This is a genomic window from Pseudomonas sp. 65/3-MNA-CIBAN-0223, from assembly GCF_040310425.1.
GTDB classification, from domain to species: Bacteria; Pseudomonadota; Gammaproteobacteria; order Pseudomonadales; family Pseudomonadaceae; genus Aquipseudomonas; species Aquipseudomonas gregormendelii.
Genome location: NZ_JBEOPV010000013.1, coordinates 87,356 through 102,027 on the forward strand (window position 1 = coordinate 87,356; position 14,672 = coordinate 102,027).

Here is a 14,672-nt window from a genome sequence, read left to right on the forward strand (position 1 = left end):
AAGGCTCGGGCCGCGTTCGGACGATCTTTTGATGTTTTACACAAACACCAGGGCCCCGGGCACATCCACATCCCACAACACCCCAGGATCATCCACCTCCACTTCAACCACCCTGGCCGTAGCGAACAGCGGCCTGGCCCCGCCGTCCCCCGAGAGCGCGATCAACGCCGGTCCGAAAGAATCCGCGAACGCCACCGGGTGCCCATACTCGCCGTCATGCACTGGCACACTGATAGTGTCAGCCGCCATCCCTGCTATCACCCGCTCAATGCTCAACGGCAGGATGAAGGGCATATCCCCCAGCACAATCAACCAACCACCGGGCTGCGGACACGCCGCCACCCCGGCAGCAATGCTGTCCCCCATGCCCGTGGACTCGATCAGGACCACCTCGAACCCATAGGCCTGGGCCATGCGAATCACCTGGGGACGATCTGCAGTGGTAACCACAACCCGTTTGCCCGCCTTAGCCGGCAGGTTCACGAGGACATGTTCGATGACCGACCGCACAGCACCGTCGCGCCCGGTACAGTCCGCCAGCAACTTGTCCTTGTCGGCGCCCGCTACCTGGCGAAAGCGCTCGCCCTGCCCCGCTGCCAGCACGATGACGGCGATGGGTTCGCTCATGGCGCCTCCTGCAAGGGCTTCTTCTGTTTGAGTTCGACGCCGTTCTTGATTGCGACAATTTCAGCCATCAGCGACAAAGCGATTTCCGCTGGCGAATGGCTACCAATGTGCAAGCCGATCGGGCCGTGCAGCCGTTCAATGGCCGCTGCCGACAAGCCTAGCTGAGCCAGATTATCCCGGCGCTTCAGGCTGTTGACCCGAGACCCCAGCGCACCCACGTAGAATGCATCGGAGTCCAGCGCCGTCAGCAGCGCCATGTCATCCAGGCGCGGGTCATGGGTGAGCGCAACAATGGCCGTGCGCTCGTCGGTCTGGATAGTCAGTACCGCTTCGTCGGGCATGCCCGGGACGAAGCGTCCATGCTGCTCTTCCCAGCCATAGACGAATTCGCTGCGCGGATCGCAGATCAGCACCTCGAAATCCAGCAGCCGCGCCATCTCGGCGACATATCGCGACAGTTGACCTGCGCCGATCAGCAGCAGGCGCCAGCGCGGACCATAAATGGCCCGCAGCGTCTTGCCGTCAAAGGTCAGCGTTTGCAACTTGTCTGCGGGCTCCAGCAACACCTCACCGGTTTCAATCGACAGCGAGCGCGCCACAATCTCGTGCGCCTCGCAACGTGCCAGCAACTGTGCCACCCAGGCCGGATCGCCTACGCGCTCCTCAGTCAGGCGCAAGGTACCGCCACAAGGCAAGCCAAAGCGCGCAGCCTCCTCGCGAGTCACGCCGTAGGTGATCAACTGCACGGGCGGTCCGTCAGCCGGGATGCGCCCATCGTGCAGGCGGGCAATCAGATCATCCTCGACGCAGCCGCCGGACACAGACCCGATCACCACGCCATCTTCACGCAACGCCAGCATGGCGCCAGGTGCCCGGGGCGCAGTGCCCCACGTCTGGACCACGCTGTACAGCACCACCCGCTGGCCCGCATTGCGCCACTCCAGCACGCTGCGCAGGACATTCAGATCGACGCTGTCCATCAGGCTTGCGCCTTCTGCCAACCCTGTAACTGGAAGCGCACCGGCAAGTTGCGAATACGCTGGCCCGTGGCAGCAAAAATCGCATTACACAGCGCCGGCGCAATCGGTGGAACGCCAGGTTCGCCGACGCCCCCAAGCGGCACGTCTCCCGGCGGAGTGACCATGTGCACCGCCACCTCCTTCGGCGCCAGGGACATGCGTGCTACTTCGTACATGTGGAAGTTATCCTGTTGGACCTTGCCGTCCTTGAAGCTGATTTCGCCGAGCACCGCATTACCCAGGCCCATCACACAGGCACCTTCGAATTGCGAGCGGATGCGCTCCGGGTTGATCTGCGGGCCGCAGTCCACTGCGATATCCGCCTTATGCACGATCAACGTGCCGTCATCCTTGACCTCAACCTCGATCACCGCCGCGACATAGGTGACAAAACTGTAGTGCACCGCCAGGCCCAGGCCACGGCCCTTGGGCAAGTCACGACCCCACCCCGCCGCCTTCGCCGCAGTTTCCAGGACCTTGCGCATACGGCCGGTATCAATCGGATAGCGTTCCGGCGACTCGCCGTAGTTCCACTCTTCGCTCAAGGTGCGCGGATCGATCTGGCGGTCCGGGCCGAGCAGCTTGATCTGGTACTCCAGCGGATCGCGGCCGGCCTTGTGGGCCAACTCATCGACGAAACTCTGGATCGCAAAGCCGTGGGGAATGTTCGACACCGAACGGTACCAACCCACCCGGGTATGCACCTTGGCCTCGGGGTTTTCCAGGCGCACGTTGGGGATCGCATAGGCCATGTTGGTGAAGCCCATGCCCAGCTCGAACGCTGCTTCATGGTTCATGCCCGGTGCAAACAGCGCCGTGATACTGGGCGCGACGGTGCGGTGCAGCCAGCCGGACGGCAGGCCGTCCTTGTTCAGGCTGGCTTTGAGGTACTCGGCCGACACGGTATGAAAGTACGAACAATGGATATCGTCTTCACGCGTCCATTGCACCCGCACTGCCTTGCCGGGAAATTCCTTGGCGAGGATCGCCGCTTCGATGACAAAATCCGGCTTGGACTTGCGTCCGAAGCCGCCGCCGAGCAGGGTCACGTTGACCGTGACGTTATCGAACGGGACGCCGAGGCGTTCGGCAATTCGCTCTCGCGTCACCTGGGGTGCCTGGCTCGGCGCCCAGGCCTCGCAGACGCCGTCCTTGAAGCGCGCAATGGCTACCATCGGCTCCATCGGGGACTGTGCCAGGTGCGGCAGATAGTAAGACGCTTCCAGCGTGGTGTCGGCGTTGCCCATGGCCTCGTCGATGTTGCCGGTGTTGCGCACGACCTTGCCGGGCTTGAGCGATGCAGCTTCCAGCTCCTTGCGGTAGGCGATCGAGTCATAGCTGGCATTCGGGCCATCGTCCCACTCGATCTTCAGCGCTTCGCGCCCTTTGATCGCTGCCCAGGTATTGCTGGCGATCACGGCCACGCCACCCAGGGGCTGGAACTCCGACGGCATTGGCCGCCCTTCGATGTTGATGACCTTGAGCACGCCAGGCACTTTCAGCGCCGCACTCGAGTCAACGGATTTGACCTTGCCGCCATATACCGCCGGGCGCGCAATGGTCGCGTAGAGCATGCCCTCGATGTGCACATCGGCGCCGTAGACTGCACGACCATTGACGATGTCGGCACCATCGATCGCCTTGATGCCTTCCTTGCCGATGTATCGAAACTGCGCAGGCTGCTTAAGCCGCAGGCTGTCGCGAGCCGGCACTGCCAGTGCAGCAGCGGCAGCCGCCAGGGCGCCGTAACCCAGTTCACGCTTGGTGGGCTGGTGAATGACTTTGTGCAACTGTGCCTGACACTCGCCTACCGGTACTTTCCACTGCTCGGCAGCGGCTTGCTCAAGCATCGTGCGCGCAGCGGCGCCACAACGACGCATCGGCTCGTACCAATGGCGCATGCTGCGCGAGCCGTCGGTGTCCTGGTTGCCATAGCGAACTTCATCACCGGGCGCCTGCTGCACCTTGACCATCGCCCAGTCGGCATCCAGCTCGTCCGCCACCACCATGCTCAGGCTAGTGCGCACGCCCTGGCCCATTTCCGAGCGGTTGCACACCACGGTTACGGTGCCATCGGCGGCAATGCTGACATATACTTTTGGATCGTCGATCCAGCCATTGGGCATACCGTCTGCGCCGAATTTCTGCTCTTTATCGGCGGCGAGTGCGTCCTGCCAACCCCAACTGGCGGCCAGCACCAGCGCGCTGGTAGCGCCTACGCCCTTGAGGAAACCACGGCGGCTGAGATTGCTCAGCGCAAAATCATTCGGTAGCCCGCTCATGCCTTGGCCTCCTTCAGGTGGGTGGAGGCTTGGCGTATGGCGGTCTTGATACGGTTGTAGGTGCCGCAACGGCAAATGTTGCCCACCATCGCTTCTTCGATTTGCTCGTCGCTGGGGTTGGGGTTGACCTTGAGCAATGCTGTCGCCGACATGATCTGCCCGCCCTGGCAGAACCCGCACTGGGCCACTGCTGTGTCGAGCCAGGCTTGCTGGACGACTTGCCCAACCGGGTCGCTGTGCAAATTGTCGATGGTGCTAACGTCCTGGCCGATCACCGAGCCGATCGGCGTGATGCAACTGCGTGCCGGGGAGCCGTCGATGTGAATGGTGCAGGCACCACACAGGCCCATGCCGCAGCCAAACTTGGTGCCGTTGTAACCGGCCACGTCGCGAATTGCCCAGAGCAGGGGCATGTCCTCGGTGACATCGAGTTGATGGTCTTGACCGTTGAGTTTCAGGGTAATCATGGGCACGCCCGCATATCTAAAGACGGTTATGGGGTCGAGCAATCTGCCGCCAGAAGCTGGCGGTTGGCATCACGCAGATCGACTCAGGCTAAGGAGGCTCTCTCATGCCGACGGCGACGTCTGCATCGGGCCTTTGGTGTAGCAAAATGGCTTGTATCGTTAGGCGGCTAAGTTAACCCAGGATTAACAAAAAAGCCCTGCACATCGACAAATGTGCAGGGCCTCCAGGGCAGTGCTGAAAGCGTAGCCTCAATATCTGTTGGGCTCCATTTCCAGCTCGACCTGGAATCGTTGCCAAATGTCTTTCTGGATCCGTTGCGCCAGGTCCAGCAACTGCAGGCCAGTGGCCGCGCCATAGTTGACCAGCACCAGCGCCTGCAACTTGTGCACACCGGCGTCGGCTTCGCGAAAGCCCTTCCAGCCTGCGCGCTCGATCAGCCATCCAGCCGCCAGCTTCATCTGCCCGTCGGGTTGCGCGTAGGCCACCAGGTCCGGGAATTCAGCCTTGAGCCGGGTGACCAGCGCCGCCGGTACCAGAGGGTTCTTGAAGAAACTGCCAGCATTGCCCAGTACTGCAGGGTCCGGCAGTTTTTCGCTGCGAATGCTGCAGATCGCCTGGCTGACGTCGCCGGCAGTCGGACGGTCAATGCCCTGCTCTGTCAGGCGCTGACGCACCGGGCCGTATTCCAAATGCAGGTGTTCAGCGCGGTTCAGGTTGAAGCGCACCCGCAGGATCAACCAGCGCCCCGGCTCCTGCTTGAACAGGCTGTCGCGGTAGGCGAACTTGCACTCGTCCAGGCTGAAGTCGCGCAGTTCGCCGGTCCGGCGATCAAGCGCGGTCAGGCCGGCAAACACGTCCTTGATCTCCACGCCATAAGCGCCGATGTTCTGCATCGGTGCCGCGCCGACCGTACCGGGGATCAGGCTGAGGTTTTCCAGGCCAGACAAACCCTGGGCCAGGGTGTGTTGCACAAACGGATGCCAAGGCTCGCCGGCTTCGGCTTCGATCACCACCTGCTGGCCGTTATCGCTGAGCAGGCGAATCCCGCGGGTGGCCATGCGCAGCACCAGCGCCTGGATATCGGCGGTGAGCAGCAAGTTGCTGCCCCCACCGATTACCAGCAATGGCACCTCGTGCTGCGTGGCATACACCAGGGCGTCGCGCACGTCGTCGTCACTGTGGGCCTGGGCAAAAAGGCGGGCCTGCACATCCACGCCAAAGCTGTTGTACGGTTTGAGCGATACCCGGGCTTGCACCTGCAGATTCATAACCGCCCCTTCAATTCGATCACCAGCAGGTCACTGGCGCGCTCGATCAGGTCCAATACCTGCTCGAAGCCCTGGTCGCCGTCGTAGTACGGGTCTGGAACTTCATCGAGTTCCGACTGATAGCGGCGCAGGAACAGGTCAAGCTCCGCCTTGCCCTTCGCAGGCTGCAATGCCTTGAGATTGCGCAGGTTGCTGTTATCCATCGCCAGGATCAGGTCATACATGGAGAAATCGGCACGACTGACTTGCTGCGCGCGCTGGGCAGACAAATCGTAACCGCGTAGCCGGGCGGCGGCCTGGCTGCGTTTATCCGGGGCCTTGCCGACGTGCCAGTCGCCCGTACCGGCGGAGGCGACCTCGACTTGCCCCGCCAGTCCGGCCTCGCGCAGTTTATGGCGCAGCACGCCTTCGGCGGTCGGCGAGCGGCAGATGTTGCCCAGGCAGACGAACAGAACCCGCATCAGGCCTCCAGCAGGCGACGAACCCGCTCCAGGTCTTCAGCGGTATCGACGCCGGTCGGTGGCGCGATCAAAGCGTCAGCCACGTGGATACGCACGCCGTGCCACAAGGCCCTTAGTTGTTCCAGGGATTCAGTGTTTTCCAGCCAGCAAGGGCCCCAGCTGACGAAGTCATGCAGGAACCCGGCGCGGTAAGCATAAATGCCGATGTGGCGACGGTACGGCACGCCTTCCGGCAATTGCTCGCGACTCCTGGCAAAGTCATCGCGGGCCCACGGCAAGGTCGCTCGGCTGAAGGTCAGCGCCAGACCGTTGAGGTCACTGACTACCTTGACCACATTAGTGTTGAACAGGGTTTCCACATCTTCGATCGGCTCAGCCAGAGTGGCCATGCGCGCTTCGGTGTGGGCTGCCAGGTTGGCCGCGACCTGATCGATCACATCAGGTGGAATCAGCGGTTCGTCACCTTGCACGTTAACCACGATGGCGTCGGGCGCCAGGCCCAGCTTCGTCGCCACTTCGGCCAGGCGATCGGTACCGGAGTTGTGATCTTCACGCGTCAGCACCACTTCAGCGCCAAAGCCTTTGCAGGCTGCGACGATGCGCAGGTCGTCGGTGGCCACCACCACGCGCTCGGCGCTGCTTTTGCTCGCCTGTTCCCAGACGTGCTGGATCATCGGTTTGCCGGCGATCAGCAACAGCGGCTTGCCAGGCAAACGGGTGGAGGCGTAACGCGATGGGATGACGACAGTAAAGGCTGCGGTCATTTATCCAGGCGCTCGTCGGTGGTCAGGGTGCGCGCTTCGGTTTCGAGCATGACCGGGATGCCGTCGCGAATCGGATAAGCGAGGCCGGCGCCCTTGCTGATCAGCTCGGTCTTGTCAGCGCTGAGCTTGAGCGGGCCTTTGCAGACGGGGCAAGCGAGGATATCGAGCAATTTGGTGTCCATGAGCATTCCCTGGATAAAACGGAGTTAAGGCAAAAGACGGTCCGGCACCAGGCGCATCAGCTGCGTATCGAACCAGGCGACAAAGGCCGGGGATGGCGCAGCATCGACCGTCAGGTACCACCAATCGGCGGCGGCGAAGGCACGGCACTTCACCGCGTCCTTTTCAGTCATTACCAAAGGCAATGACGGAGCGAAATTCAGTGCCTGCACGCTGTACTCGGCGTGGTCAGCGAACGCGTGCGGTACAGGCTTCCAGTGTAGCGTTTCGAGGGTCGTGAAGAAACGCTGCGGATTACCGATGCCGGCCACGGCATGCAGTGCCTGACCCGCAGGAAAATGATCGAGCGGCCGCCGTTCACCGCTACGCAGATTGACCAGCGCGGTAGGTTGCAGCTGGAACGCAAACCCGTCATGGCGATCGTCAGCGGCGCCGTTGTAGAGCACCGCATCGACGCTCTCAAGGCGCTCGACCGGCTCACGCAGGGGCCCGGCGGGCAGGCAGCGCTGGTTACCCAGGCCACGGGCAGCGTCGATCAGCACCAGCTCAAGGTCACGGGCCAGGCGATAATGCTGCATGCCGTCGTCCGACAGGATCAGGTCCAGCGGTTCACTCTCGAGCAAGGCCTTGACCGCCTGACTGCGGTCCGGGTCGATCATCAAGGGTACGCCGGTGCGCTGGACGATCAACAGAGGCTCGTCGCCCGCAGTATCGGCGCCCTGATCCGCCGCGACTCGCCATGGCAGTTGCGGTGGTTTGGCGCCGTAACCCCGACTGACCACCCCGACGCGCAGCCCGCTACGCTGGCAGTGCTCGATCATCCAGAGAATCAGCGGAGTCTTGCCCGTGCCGCCGACGGTGATATTACCGACGACGATCAACGGCACTGGCGGCTGATAGATCTCGCCCTCGCCCGCCAGGAAACGCTTGCGCTTGTTCGTGACCACGCGGCGATAGAGCCACTCCAGCGGCTGCAACAGCTTCAGGGCCGGATGTCCCTGGTACCACGCGGCGAGCAAGCGATCGGACATGGCCATCAGGGCGCGGGCGGCGCCGCCTCGACAGTGGTCATGCGCAGGTGGCTGAAACCGAGCTTGCCGGCAGCATCCATGGCGATGATGACCGACTGATGCTGGGTCTTGCCGTCGGCGCTGATGGACAGCGGCAGGCTGGTGTCGCCGTTGGATTCTTTCTGCAGGGCGTCCATCAGGGTCGCCAGGTCGTTCTTGGGCAAGACCTGGTTATTCACCGAAAACGCGCCTTCAGCATTGATCGCCACGTCCAGGTGCTTGACCTGCTGATCTTCGGCAGGTGTTCCGCTGACGGCTTCCGGCAGGTCGACGCGCAGCTGGGTTTCACGGGTGAAGGTGGTGGTCACGACAAAAAACAGCAGCAGGATAAACACCACGTCGATGAGCGAAGCGAAGTTTATATCGACCGTTTCCCGAGGCTTGCGGCGGAATTTCACGCTCTGCCCTCGGCCAGGTCAACATCACGGTCGCCCTGTACGACCTCAACCAGCTTGATCGCTTCCTGTTCCATGCCCACCACCAGTTCGTCGATCCGGCGTTGCAGGAAACGGTGGAAGAACACCGCCGGGATACCGACCATCAGGCCTGCGGCCGTGGTGATCAGGGCTTTGGAAATACCACCGGCGAGTACCGCCGCGTTGGTGCCCATGCCGGTGCCCATGAACGCACTGAAGATATCGATCATGCCCAGCACGGTGCCGAGCAAGCCCAGCAACGGCGCCATGGCGGCAATCGTGCCCAGGGCGTTGATGTAGCGTTCGAGTTCGTGAATGACTCGCGCCGCAGCTTCCTCGATGCACTCTTTCATGATTTCGCGACCATGCCGGGAGTTGGCCAGGCCAGCCGCGAGGATTTCGCCCAGAGGGGAATTGGCGCGCAATTCCTTGAGCTTTTCCTTATTGAGCTGTTTGTCCTTGATCCAGACCCAGACCTGGCCGAGCAAATGCTCCGGAGTTACACGACTGGCACGAAGGGTCCACAGGCGCTCGACAACGATCGCCATGGCCACGATGGAACTCAGAATGATCGGCAGCATCATCCAGCCGCCGGATTTGACCAATTCCCACACAGTGACAGTCCCCTCGAAAAAGTGCGCCACTCTACCATAGGGGCTTCTCGCACCGAAGACCACGATGGCGCAACCGGTCGGGGCCCGCTGCCCGCCAGTCATTCTGCCAGCGGTGCCAGATCACGCCAGAAGCGCCGGTGTTGACGCATCGTCGCCGGTGCCGAGAAGGTCCCCAGTTGCAGATGAACGGCGCCCTGCTGGGCACTGTCGTAGATCCCCATTGCCAATTTTCGATAGCGTGCTATCACCGTTGGGTGCGGATGGCCGAACGAATTGCCGTTGCCGCGGGAGATCAGCACCGCCTTGGGCTGGAGCACGCTGAGCAGGGGCATCGAGGATGAAGTGCGACTGCCATGGTGCGGAGCCTGCAACCAGTCAGTGGCGACGGCCAGCGGGCTGCCGAGCAATGCCTGCTCGGCGGCCCGTTCGATATCACCGGTCAGCAGCAACCGCTCGCCGGAGGCCTCGATTTGCAACACGCAGGATCGGGAGTTGCTGTCCTGCGCCGACGCCCACTGCCAGAGCCGGAAGCCCACCCCGTCCCAATTCCAGTGCCCGCCGCTCTCGCAGGCATCTGCGAGCAGGCCATCTGCCGGGGGAAAGGGCTCGCCGCCCATTATCCTGCGGACCGGTACTCCGTCGACCACTGCCTTGGCGCCTCCGGCATGATCGGCGTGAGCATGGCTGATCAGCATCAGGTCAAGCTGTTCCACACCCAGCTTGCGCAACGTCGGCAGCACCACTCGCGCGCCCATGTCCATGCCCGCGGAACGCGGCCCGGCGTCATACAACAGGTTGTGATGACGAGTGCGCACCAGGATCGCCAGGCCCTGGCCGACGTCCAGAAGCCAGACCTCGGCAATGCCTTCGGCGATTGTGGGACGCGGTGGCAAGACCAGTAACAGCAGCATCGGCCAGCCCAGCCATCGCAGCGGCACGCCCGCCGGCATCAGCAGCAGCAAGGCGCCGGCGGCGGCCAACGCCCAGGTCCAAAACGCAATCGCCATAGGGTCCCAGGCGGGCACCTGCCCCGCCGCTTGCGCCAGGCCCTTGAACAGCCAGTCGAGCAGCCCCCCGGCGAGCCACAGCAACCCCTCGCCCACATAAGGCATTGGCAGCAGCAAGGTACCAAGCAATGCAGGCGGCAGGACCAACAGACTGATCCAGGGCACCGCGAGTAAATTTACCAGCGGCCCACTGACGCTGATCGGCAGGCCGAGGATGAGTAAAAGCGGACTCAAACCAATGGCGATCATCCACTGGGCGCGAGTCCAGGTTTGCCACCAGGGCAATGAGCCGAGCCGACCGCCGAAGGTGAAGATCAACACTGCCACCGCCGCAAAGGACAGCCAGAAACCGGGTTGCAGGCTCGTCAGCGGGTCCATCAACAGGACCCCGTTCAGCGCCAGCAGCAGCGGCCACCAGGCGCCGAGATGGCGCAAACGCAGGCGCCACAGCAGCACCAGGCCGATCATCACGCAGGCCCGGCGCACCGGTACGTCGAAGCCGGCAAGCAAGCCATAACCAAGAGCCGCCGAAAATGCCAATCCGCACGCCCAAGGCAGCCAGGGCAAACGGCGCGGCCATATGCCATAACGGGCAAGCCCCGCGATCAGCAAGTACATCACGCCTGCCAGCAAACCGATGTGCTGCCCGGAAATCACCAGTAAATGCACGGTGCCGGTGTCTTGCAGCACCTGCCAGTCCTCGCGACTCAGGCCGCTGCCGTCACCCAGCACCAAGGCCGCCAGCGCGCCGCTGCGGCCCTGCGCATCTACACTCAGCAAGCGCTGGCGCAGGCTATCGCGCCAGGCTCCCCGGGCATCTGCGAGTTTTTCGCCAGCCTTCACCGTGCCGGTGGCGCCGATGCGTTGCGCCAGCAGCCAGGCGTCATAGTCGAAAGCATGGGGATTGAGCAGCCCGATGGGTCGTTTCAGCTTGACCGCCAGGCGCCAGCGTTCCCCGCTATTCACCGCAGGGCCGTCGTACCAGGCCAGGCGCATCCGCTGCGGGAGCTTTGTACGCCGGGAATGGCTGTCCGACAGCTCGAAGCGCACGACACCTTCGCCGTTCTGCGGCAGTCCCGTGACCGTCCCCTCCACCCAACGGGTTTCACCCTCGAGCTGAATCGGCAAGCGATCGCTTAGCGCCCATTGCGCCTGGGTACAGGCCCAAGTGAAGCCAAACAGGAAAAACGCCAGCGGATAGGCGCGAAACGGCAGCACCATCAGGCCCACTATCGGCATCAGTATCAACAACCAGACCGGCGGTAATGCCGGTAAGAAACGCAGGGTCAGCAAACCCAGCGCCAGCGCTATCATCCCTGTGCGCATACGCCCGTCCTTGAAGTCCACCCACTAGGCATAGTCGGGGGATCGCACGGCCGTCGTTATTAATTGTCACAAAGTCTGAATGGGCGGTTCACAGAATCGAGACATACTTGCCGCCTTAACCGACCGAGAAGCCTTATGCCCCGGCGCTTATTCAAACGCTACATGCCAGATCCGACGAGCATCAGGGAACATAAGTCCTTACGCTTCCTTGGCACCCTGCTGCATGACCCGAACCTGTGGCACCTCAACCGCCACTCCGTTGCCCGGGCGATGGCCGTGGGGTTGTTTGCCGCCTTCCTGCCCATTCCCTTGCAGATGCTGGTGGCCGCGGCGTTGGCCATCATGGTGCGCGGCAATATCCCCATCGCCGTCAGCCTGGTCTGGCTGACCAATCCAATCACCATGCCGGTCGTGTTCTTTTGTACCTACCAGACGGGCGCCTGGTTGATGGACATTCCTGCCCGGCACTTGCCGGACGAACTGACCTGGGAATGGATCAGCGGCGAGCTGTCCACGATGTGGCAGCCATTCCTGCTCGGTTCGGTGGTCACGGGACTGGTGCTGGGAGCCTTGGCCTATTGCCTGACGATGATGTACTGGCGCTGGTGGGTTGCGCGGCAGTGGCGGCGGCGCAAGAAAAACCGGATGTCGTGATGCAAAACGGCCTCCGCATGGGAGGCCGTTTGTCTATCCAGGATTACTTTAAGTACGCATCCCGCGGCCACTTACCAGCAACCGCGCGCAACCGATATACAACACCACGGTCGCCACCAGCATGAAGGTGATCGCTACGCTGATGCGGATGTCCGAGACTCCGAGGATGCCGTAACGAAACGCATTGACCATGTGCAGCACCGGGTTCGCCAGGGACACGGTCTGCCAGAACGGCGGCAGCAGGGAAATCGAGTAGAACACCCCGCCCAGGTACGTCAATGGCGTCAGCACAAAGGTCGGGATGATCGAAATGTCATCAAAGTTGCGCGCAAACACGGCGTTGATAAAGCCCAGCAACGAGAAGATCGTTGCCGTCAGCACCACCACCAGGATGGTCACGCCCAGGTGGTGCACCTGCAAATGGGTAAAGAACAGCGACAACAGGGTCACGATCACCCCCACCATCAACCCGCGCAGTACGCCCCCGAGGGTGTAGCCGATCAGAATCGTGTGCGGCGACACCGGCGACACCATCAATTCCTCGATGGAGCGCTGGAACTTGCTGCCAAAGAAACTCGACACCACGTTGCCGTAGGAGTTGGTGATCACCGACATCATGATCAGGCCCGGCACGATGTACTCCATATAGGTGAAGCCACCCATGTCGCCAATCTGCCGACCGATCAGGTTCCCGAAGATCACGAAGTACAGCACCATGGTGATCGCTGGCGGCAGCAAGGTCTGCGGCCAGATTCGGGTGAAGCGCCTGACCTCGCGGTAGACGATGGTGTTCAGGGCAACGAGGTTGGGTTGCAGCTCGGAACTCATACCGCCACCTTCGACAGATTTTTCTCCACCAGGGACACGAACAACTCCTCAAGGCGATTGGTTTTGTTGCGCAGGCTCAACACTTCGATGTTCTGCTGCGCAAGCTGGGTGAACAGCGCGGTGATGCCCATGGCCTTGTCGACCTGGACCTCAAGGGTATGACCGTCGACCAGCCTGGCCGGGTAACCAAGCAACTGCGGCGCAACGCTCAAGGTGTTCTTGAGATCGAGCAGGAAGGTCTCCACATGCAACTGCCCCAGCAATTGCTTCATGCTGGTGTTCTCGACGATGGTGCCGTGATCAATGATGCCGATGTTGCGGCACAGCTGTTCAGCCTCTTCCAGATAATGGGTGGTGAGGATGATGGTGATGCCTTTCTGGTTCAGCTCGGTGAGGAAGGTCCACATCGAGCGCCGCAACTCGATGTCCACCCCCGCCGTCGGCTCGTCGAGGATCAGCAAGCGCGGTTCGTGAACCAGCGCGCGGGCAATCATCAACCGGCGCTTCATCCCGCCAGACAGGGACCGCGATGGCGTATCGCGCTTGTCCCACAACCCCAGTTGGGTCAGGTACTGCTCGGCGCGCTCCTTGGCGATTTTCGGCGGGATGCCGTAGTAACCGGCCTGGGTCACGACAATGTCGAAAGTCTTTTCGAACTGGTTGAAGTTGAATTCCTGGGGCACGACGCCGATGGAGCGCTTGAGCGCCGCCGGGTTCTTGTCCAAATCGTGGCCGAAGATGTTCACCGTGCCGCTGGTCTTGTTCACCAGGGTCGAGAGAATGCCGATGGTCGTGGACTTGCCCGCACCGTTAGGGCCGAGCAAGGCGAAAAAATCACCTTCGGCGACATCCAGATCGATACCACTCAGGGCCTGGAAACCGTTGCCGTAGGTTTTGGTTAGCTGCCGGATGGACAGAGCGGAACTCATATCGGATTACGCACCAAGAAGGGAAAGGAAGGAATAGATAAGGGCGGGCGGTGACGAACACAACCGCAGCGCATGAGCGCAATGGTGCTTGTCCCCGCCACACAAGTACAGTCAAGCGTGTCGATAGTGAGTATTAAGTCAACGCGGTCATGACGGCTTTCTGATACGCCGGACGCTGCTTGAGCCGCGCGTACCAGGCCTCAAGATGGGGCTGGGGTGCGCGCTCGATGGGCATTTCAAACCAGGCATAAATAAAACTGCCCAGGGGGATGTCACCCATGCCGATCTCTTCACCCGACAGGTAGGGTTGGGCCGTCAACGCCTGATCGACCACCGCCAGTAGCGCGTCGCACTCCTTGATCGCAGCGTGGATGGCCGGCCAGTCCTGTTGATCGGCCGAGGTGCGCAGCACACCCCAGAACACGGTGCGGAACGGGCCGGCAAAGCTCGAAGTGGTCCAGTCCATCCACTTGTCGGCGCTGGCGCGGGCTTGCGGATCCGCCGGGTACCAGGCGCTGTTGCTGGCGTGGCGGGCCAGGAGATAACGCACGATGGCATTGGATTCCCAAAGCACGAAGCCGTCGTCTTCGATCACCGGCACACGAGCATTGGGGTTCATCGCCCGGTAATGCGCGGTGTCCACGACGCCAAAGGCACCGCCGGCATCTATTGCCTCGTAAACCAGGCCCAGCTCCTCGGCGGCCCACAACGGTTTCCTGACATTCGACGAGTTCTTGCGACCCCAGATCTTCAGCATGA

The 14,672-nt window shown here is 62.1% G+C and carries 16 protein-coding genes; 1 reads left to right on the forward strand and 15 read right to left on the reverse strand.

Annotated elements, in window-relative coordinates:
* Window positions 1–36: 36 nt before the first annotated feature.
* The 12 genes from AAEZ09_RS17700 to AAEZ09_RS17755 all read right to left on the reverse strand — a co-directional run bounded on the left by AAEZ09_RS17700 (window position 37) and on the right by AAEZ09_RS17755 (window position 11,502).
* Window positions 37–627 carry a nucleotidyltransferase family protein gene (locus AAEZ09_RS17700; protein WP_205892108.1) on the reverse strand — a complete coding sequence of 197 codons (591 nt, stop codon included), beginning with the start codon at window positions 625–627 and terminating at the stop codon, window positions 37–39.
* Window positions 624–1,607 carry an XdhC family protein gene (locus AAEZ09_RS17705; protein ID WP_205892107.1) on the reverse strand — a complete coding sequence of 328 codons (984 nt, stop codon included), beginning with the start codon at window positions 1,605–1,607 and terminating at the stop codon, window positions 624–626. The genes AAEZ09_RS17700 and AAEZ09_RS17705 overlap by 4 nt, the downstream gene beginning before the upstream one ends.
* Window positions 1,607–3,928 carry a xanthine dehydrogenase family protein molybdopterin-binding subunit gene (locus AAEZ09_RS17710; protein WP_350600215.1) on the reverse strand — a complete coding sequence of 774 codons (2,322 nt, stop codon included), beginning with the start codon at window positions 3,926–3,928 and terminating at the stop codon, window positions 1,607–1,609. The genes AAEZ09_RS17705 and AAEZ09_RS17710 overlap by 1 nt, the downstream gene beginning before the upstream one ends.
* Window positions 3,925–4,395 carry a (2Fe-2S)-binding protein gene (locus AAEZ09_RS17715; RefSeq protein WP_045061734.1) on the reverse strand — a complete coding sequence of 157 codons (471 nt, stop codon included), beginning with the start codon at window positions 4,393–4,395 and terminating at the stop codon, window positions 3,925–3,927. Before AAEZ09_RS17715 ends, AAEZ09_RS17710 begins: the two co-directional genes overlap by 4 nt.
* Before the next feature lie 249 nt (window positions 4,396–4,644).
* A complete protein-coding gene (murB, locus tag AAEZ09_RS17720) occupies window positions 4,645–5,664 on the reverse strand; it encodes a UDP-N-acetylmuramate dehydrogenase (RefSeq protein WP_350600216.1) in 1,020 nt (339 codons plus the stop codon).
* Window positions 5,661–6,125: a low molecular weight protein-tyrosine-phosphatase gene (locus AAEZ09_RS17725; protein WP_045061736.1), complete on the reverse strand. Its 465-nt coding sequence runs from the start codon at window positions 6,123–6,125 to the stop codon at window positions 5,661–5,663. Before AAEZ09_RS17725 ends, murB begins: the two co-directional genes overlap by 4 nt.
* The gene (gene kdsB, locus AAEZ09_RS17730; RefSeq protein WP_205892103.1) at window positions 6,125–6,889 is read right to left on the reverse strand and encodes a 3-deoxy-manno-octulosonate cytidylyltransferase; all 765 of its coding nucleotides are present in this window, start codon (window positions 6,887–6,889) and stop codon (window positions 6,125–6,127) included. The genes AAEZ09_RS17725 and kdsB overlap by 1 nt, the downstream gene beginning before the upstream one ends.
* A complete protein-coding gene (locus AAEZ09_RS17735) occupies window positions 6,886–7,071 on the reverse strand; it encodes a Trm112 family protein (RefSeq protein ID WP_007945752.1) in 186 nt (61 codons plus the stop codon). Before AAEZ09_RS17735 ends, kdsB begins: the two co-directional genes overlap by 4 nt.
* A gap of 24 nt (window positions 7,072–7,095) precedes the next feature.
* Entirely contained in the window at window positions 7,096–8,106 is a 1,011-nt protein-coding gene (gene lpxK / locus AAEZ09_RS17740) for a tetraacyldisaccharide 4'-kinase (protein WP_350600218.1), read from the reverse strand.
* Window positions 8,106–8,537, reverse strand: coding sequence for a flagellar polar localization protein PocB (pocB, locus tag AAEZ09_RS17745; protein ID WP_350600219.1), 432 nt, complete (start codon window positions 8,535–8,537; stop codon window positions 8,106–8,108). Before pocB ends, lpxK begins: the two co-directional genes overlap by 1 nt.
* The gene (gene pocA, locus AAEZ09_RS17750; RefSeq protein WP_163019410.1) at window positions 8,534–9,169 is read right to left on the reverse strand and encodes a flagellar polar localization protein PocA; all 636 of its coding nucleotides are present in this window, start codon (window positions 9,167–9,169) and stop codon (window positions 8,534–8,536) included. Before pocA ends, pocB begins: the two co-directional genes overlap by 4 nt.
* Window positions 9,170–9,267: 98 nt before the next feature.
* Window positions 9,268–11,502, reverse strand: coding sequence for a DNA internalization-related competence protein ComEC/Rec2 (locus tag AAEZ09_RS17755; protein WP_350600221.1), 2,235 nt, complete (start codon window positions 11,500–11,502; stop codon window positions 9,268–9,270).
* A 135-nt stretch (window positions 11,503–11,637) separates the two neighbouring features.
* Between AAEZ09_RS17755 and AAEZ09_RS17760 the strand changes: the two genes are divergently transcribed.
* Window positions 11,638–12,156 carry a DUF2062 domain-containing protein gene (locus tag AAEZ09_RS17760; protein ID WP_045061742.1) on the forward strand — a complete coding sequence of 173 codons (519 nt, stop codon included), beginning with the start codon at window positions 11,638–11,640 and terminating at the stop codon, window positions 12,154–12,156.
* A 48-nt stretch (window positions 12,157–12,204) separates the two neighbouring features.
* Here the strand turns inward: AAEZ09_RS17760 and AAEZ09_RS17765 are convergent, their stop codons facing one another.
* The 3 genes from AAEZ09_RS17765 to AAEZ09_RS17775 form a co-directional block, all read right to left on the reverse strand.
* The gene (locus AAEZ09_RS17765; RefSeq protein WP_122839120.1) at window positions 12,205–12,984 is read right to left on the reverse strand and encodes an ABC transporter permease; all 780 of its coding nucleotides are present in this window, start codon (window positions 12,982–12,984) and stop codon (window positions 12,205–12,207) included.
* The gene (locus AAEZ09_RS17770) at window positions 12,981–13,913 is read right to left on the reverse strand and encodes an ABC transporter ATP-binding protein (protein ID WP_045061744.1); all 933 of its coding nucleotides are present in this window, start codon (window positions 13,911–13,913) and stop codon (window positions 12,981–12,983) included. The genes AAEZ09_RS17765 and AAEZ09_RS17770 overlap by 4 nt, the downstream gene beginning before the upstream one ends.
* Before the next feature lie 133 nt (window positions 13,914–14,046).
* Entirely contained in the window at window positions 14,047–14,670 is a 624-nt protein-coding gene (locus AAEZ09_RS17775; protein WP_350600223.1) for a glutathione S-transferase family protein, read from the reverse strand.
* Window positions 14,671–14,672: the final 2 nt, after the last annotated feature.

What these genes read in the sequence shown, in the direction of transcription:
- AAEZ09_RS17700 (WP_205892108.1), bottom strand. Translation starts at nt 627, where the DNA reads ATGAGCGAACCCATCGCCGTCATCGTGCTGGCAGCGGGGCAGGGCGAG.
- AAEZ09_RS17705 (WP_205892107.1), bottom strand. Translation starts at nt 1,607, where the DNA reads ATGGACAGCGTCGATCTGAATGTCCTGCGCAGCGTGCTGGAGTGGCGC.
- AAEZ09_RS17710 (WP_350600215.1), bottom strand. Translation starts at nt 3,928, where the DNA reads ATGAGCGGGCTACCGAATGATTTTGCGCTGAGCAATCTCAGCCGCCGT.
- AAEZ09_RS17715 (WP_045061734.1), bottom strand. Translation starts at nt 4,395, where the DNA reads ATGATTACCCTGAAACTCAACGGTCAAGACCATCAACTCGATGTCACC.
- murB (WP_350600216.1), bottom strand. Translation starts at nt 5,664, where the DNA reads ATGAATCTGCAGGTGCAAGCCCGGGTATCGCTCAAACCGTACAACAGC.
- AAEZ09_RS17725 (WP_045061736.1), bottom strand. Translation starts at nt 6,125, where the DNA reads ATGCGGGTTCTGTTCGTCTGCCTGGGCAACATCTGCCGCTCGCCGACC.
- kdsB (WP_205892103.1), bottom strand. Translation starts at nt 6,889, where the DNA reads ATGACCGCAGCCTTTACTGTCGTCATCCCATCGCGTTACGCCTCCACC.
- AAEZ09_RS17735 (WP_007945752.1), bottom strand. Translation starts at nt 7,071, where the DNA reads ATGGACACCAAATTGCTCGATATCCTCGCTTGCCCCGTCTGCAAAGGC.
- lpxK (WP_350600218.1), bottom strand. Translation starts at nt 8,106, where the DNA reads ATGGCCATGTCCGATCGCTTGCTCGCCGCGTGGTACCAGGGACATCCG.
- AAEZ09_RS17755 (WP_350600221.1), bottom strand. Translation starts at nt 11,502, where the DNA reads ATGCGCACAGGGATGATAGCGCTGGCGCTGGGTTTGCTGACCCTGCGT.
- AAEZ09_RS17760 (WP_045061742.1), top strand. Translation starts at nt 11,638, where the DNA reads ATGCCCCGGCGCTTATTCAAACGCTACATGCCAGATCCGACGAGCATC.
- AAEZ09_RS17765 (WP_122839120.1), bottom strand. Translation starts at nt 12,984, where the DNA reads ATGAGTTCCGAGCTGCAACCCAACCTCGTTGCCCTGAACACCATCGTC.
- AAEZ09_RS17770 (WP_045061744.1), bottom strand. Translation starts at nt 13,913, where the DNA reads ATGAGTTCCGCTCTGTCCATCCGGCAGCTAACCAAAACCTACGGCAAC.
- AAEZ09_RS17775 (WP_350600223.1), bottom strand. Translation starts at nt 14,670, where the DNA reads ATGCTGAAGATCTGGGGTCGCAAGAACTCGTCGAATGTCAGGAAACCG.